Source organism: Actinomycetota bacterium (genome assembly GCA_036280995.1).
In the GTDB taxonomy this organism is placed as follows: domain Bacteria; phylum Actinomycetota; class CALGFH01; order CALGFH01; family CALGFH01; genus CALGFH01.
In genome coordinates this window covers 1-3,249 of the sequence record DASUPQ010000101.1, presented here as the reverse complement: position 1 = coordinate 3,249, position 3,249 = coordinate 1, and the positions used below count along the sequence as shown (strand labels likewise).

The 3,249-nt window shown below is 69.2% G+C and carries 5 protein-coding genes; 1 reads left to right on the top strand and 4 read right to left on the bottom strand.

From position 1 onward, the window contains the following. The 3 genes from VF468_02950 to VF468_02940 all read right to left on the bottom strand — a co-directional run. A partial coding sequence (locus VF468_02950) for a hypothetical protein (GenBank protein ID HEX5877270.1) occupies window positions 1-563 on the bottom strand: 563 nt, incomplete at its 3' end. Further along, window positions 560-1,258, bottom strand: coding sequence for a hypothetical protein (locus tag VF468_02945; GenBank protein ID HEX5877269.1), 699 nt, complete (start codon window positions 1,256-1,258; stop codon window positions 560-562). The genes VF468_02945 and VF468_02950, both read right to left, overlap by 4 nt. A gap of 214 nt (window positions 1,259-1,472) precedes the next feature. Next, window positions 1,473-1,718, bottom strand: coding sequence for a helix-turn-helix domain-containing protein (locus VF468_02940; protein ID HEX5877268.1), 246 nt, complete (start codon window positions 1,716-1,718; stop codon window positions 1,473-1,475). A 258-nt stretch (window positions 1,719-1,976) separates the two neighbouring features. On the opposite strand from VF468_02940, the gene VF468_02935 reads away from it, so the two are divergent. Then, window positions 1,977-2,690 carry a hypothetical protein gene (locus VF468_02935; GenBank protein ID HEX5877267.1) on the top strand — a complete coding sequence of 238 codons (714 nt, stop codon included), beginning with the start codon at window positions 1,977-1,979 and terminating at the stop codon, window positions 2,688-2,690. Between the two features lie 20 nt (window positions 2,691-2,710). Here the strand turns inward: VF468_02935 and VF468_02930 are convergent. Then, on the bottom strand, window positions 2,711-3,249 hold a 539-nt coding region (locus VF468_02930; protein HEX5877266.1), incomplete at its 5' end, for a hypothetical protein.

The following is a 3,249-nucleotide window of genomic DNA, read 5'->3' as shown; positions in this document are numbered from 1 at the left end:
TTGTGGTCACGCGGGCGGGCAGCCAGCCTGGCCGTTCGGCGATCAAGTGCGCGCTGGTCGATGCGCTGGCGGCGCCGGACGAAGGGGCTCCATTCGGCCCCGCCGGCGGCCCGCTCGGCATTCCACACCGACAGCGAGGCGGCCAACAGCCCCACCGGGACAGCCAGCCACACCTGGGTGGCGACCAGGTCCCAGAGAAACTGGCCGATGGTGATGCGGGTGCCGGGTGGGCCGAAGCCGAAGTGCAGGGCCACGTACTGCCAGAAGTGCTGGGGCACGAAGAGGTGCCGCCGAAGGGCCTCCTGGGGGCCGGTCACGGCCAGTACCACACCGATCCCGGCGATGGCGGCCAGGGTGAAGCGCCACCAGTGCCAGCGGCGCTGGAGCAAGATCACCGCCTGCCCGACCAGCCAAGCTGCGATGGACAGCGGCGAGAACCAGACCAGCACCACCATGACCAGCAGCAGCCCGTTGGCGGCCGGCTGGCGGGCGGCCCGAGGGATCGGCTGGCCGGGCGTGGCCTGCCAACCATGGAAGGGCGCAGGATCGTTGGAGCGCGTCATGAGGCACCTCCCGGGCGCATGTAGGTGGTCCCCGCGACCTCGGGCAGCGGGTGGACCTGGATGGGATGGCGGGGCCGGATGCGCTGGAGTTGGCCGGCCAGGTAGCTGGCGACCTCGGGCGGGGCGTAGTAGACGGTCCGGGTCCAGCGGCCATGTCGGGGTCGGGTCCAGGCCTCGCGGAGTCGGGCGGCGCCCTTGCGGGTCAGCTCGACCTCGACCGCGATCCGCTTGGGAAGGGGATCGACGTCCTCGCCGTACAGCCCCAACCCGGCCTCGGGATCGGGATCGTCGGGCAGCTGGATGGCCCCGTCGGGGCCGTCGCTCTTGCCGGTCTCCCGGCGCAGCTCACGCTCCGACAGCCATCGGCCACCGGCCGGGATGTGCGGCTCTAGGGCGAGGCGGACGATGCCGACAGCGTGGACGTGGGCGAGCTGTGGGATGACGAAGGACCAGGCGCGGACGTCCAGGCCGACCAGCCGCAGCGCCTTGGCGGTGGGGGCGACCCACAGGTGGCCCAGCAGACGGTCACGCTCGATCAGGCCGCGGGCCTCCCAACGGTCGAGGATCTGTCGCAGGGTCTCCTCACCGAGCTGACCCTCGACCCGTGGGGAGCCGGGCGACAGCCGACCCAGCAGCACTCGGAGGACATCGGAGCGGGCGGCGTACTGCTGGCCGAGCCAACGCAGGGCGGCCACGTCACGGTCGGTGATGCCGGCGTCGGTATCCCAACGGGGCCGCCGCGACGACCCACGGCCTGGCCGGGCGCCGTCCGGTTGCGGCCCGGTGCGGGGACCGTGGACGTTGGGGCCGGGCCGTGTGCGGCCAGCCCGAAAGAAGCCCTCTGCGGGCAAGGGGACCTCCGAAGGGGATAGGCCGGCACCGGGCGCATAGCGCCCGGGTCGGAAGGCGTTAGGCGGACTGCGAGCTGGGCGGGCTGTCCTGCCCAAGCAGGCGAAGCAGCGCCACCCGCGGGACGAGCATCCGTCGGCCGATGAGCCGGACAGGCAGCTCGCCCCGGTGTGCGGCTTCGTACGCGGTGGCGCGCGAAATGCCGAGGAGTTGGGCGGCCTCAGTGATCGTCCAGGTCAGCCGGTTATCGCTCAGCAGCTGGATCCGGGGCGACGCCTCCGTCGTTCTTGCGTCGTGGTCCTGCATCCGGAAGCTCCTTCCTCGCAACCTGACCCGGCAGGGTGGTGATGGCTCTACTGGGCCGTCTTTCGTGACGGCTCGTAGCGTGCAGTCCGAGCGGAGCGCCCGGTAGATGACGGCGCCTGACGCAACCTGACGTCCACCCCGTCAAGGGCCTGTGACCTGCGACGATTCAGCCTTCCAATCCGGGTGGAAGGCAGGCACGCTCACCCCGTACCCTGCGCATGCTGGCAACCCATCGCCGCCGTGGTTCTGGAGGGACCCGTGGACGCCAATCCAACGTGGTCGTTCGATCGCTACCAGGCCTACGAGGATGTCCGTTTCCAGCACTCGCTCGCCGAGCAAGAACAGGCCGGGTCAGCTGGACTGGTCGCCGATCAGAAGTCTCAGCCGCACGGCGGATACCGCATCGCCTGCGTCTGGCCTGAGGAGGTGACGGCCTCGGCATGCGCGCTGTCGGCACGACTTGCCGAGTTACTGCCTGAGACGTCCGCCTATCCGTATCAGGCGCTTCATTCAAGTGTCGGCAATATCGCTGCACCCGGCGCTCGGCTGGTTGACCCCGATCGGATTCCCGAGGATCGCAAGCTATTGGATTGTTTGGCAGACGCGGCTGCAGTGGCGCTAGAACGTGCCGAGGACAGCGGAGCCCGGCGGGTGGCCTTCGAGCCGGCACTTCTGGCTCGCAGGATGGCCTTTGTGTTCGGGCGCCCGCAGGAGGGCTACTGGGCGCTGCACAGCGCGATCCATACTGCCTGTGCGGTTCGGTCGGTGGAGCTGGTGCCGAGCTGGGGGCCGCACCTAACGTTGACCCGATTTGCGCGGCCGGCTCCACCGGAGAAAGCGGGCGAGGTTCTCAGCGAGTTGAAGGGCTGGGCGGCCGTCACCGTAGCGCCAACGGCGATCCTGGTCGGTTGGTATACGGTCGGCCCAGGGATCTTCCGCGTGGACCCTTACCACACGATCGCCCTGACGTAGCTGCCGAGTGCCGGGATCGGCTAGGGCAGCATCCCGCTCGCGTGATCGGACCCCATACGCACCGCCTGGCCAGCAAGTCTCGGCTCGGCGTGCCGCACACCTACCAGGGCAAGCAGCAACAGGACTGCCAGCAAGATCCAGGGCAACCCGGTGTACCAGGCGAGCATGACGGTGAACAGGCCAGGAGCGAACGCGTTGGCCGCCGCCCAGGACAGATTGAATACCGCGACGTATCGGCCACGAAGTGTGTTGGGAGCGGCCTCGACGACCAGGGCGTCGATCACGCCGGCGTGGACCATCACGGCGACGGTATACAGGACCGTGACGGCGGATAGGTACGCGACGATGGCTTCTCGGGGCAGCAGGGGTGCAGCCGCCAAGAATATGAAGGAGCCCACCCAGAGTAGTGCGCCGAGCATCAGGGCGCGGGTCCGCCGATGGCTCTCAAGGAGACGAACCAAGCTGGTCTGTGCGACCGCTAGCAGCGCGGTGTAGATGGCATAGAGCACTCCGGTGAGCCACGCGGGCGCGCCGAGCACCTGGATTGCATAGACGGGGA

Coding starts and splice junctions, on each gene's coding strand:
- VF468_02940 (HEX5877268.1), bottom strand. CDS start 1,718: ATGCAGGACCACGACGCAAGAACGACGGAGGCGTCGCCCCGGATCCAG.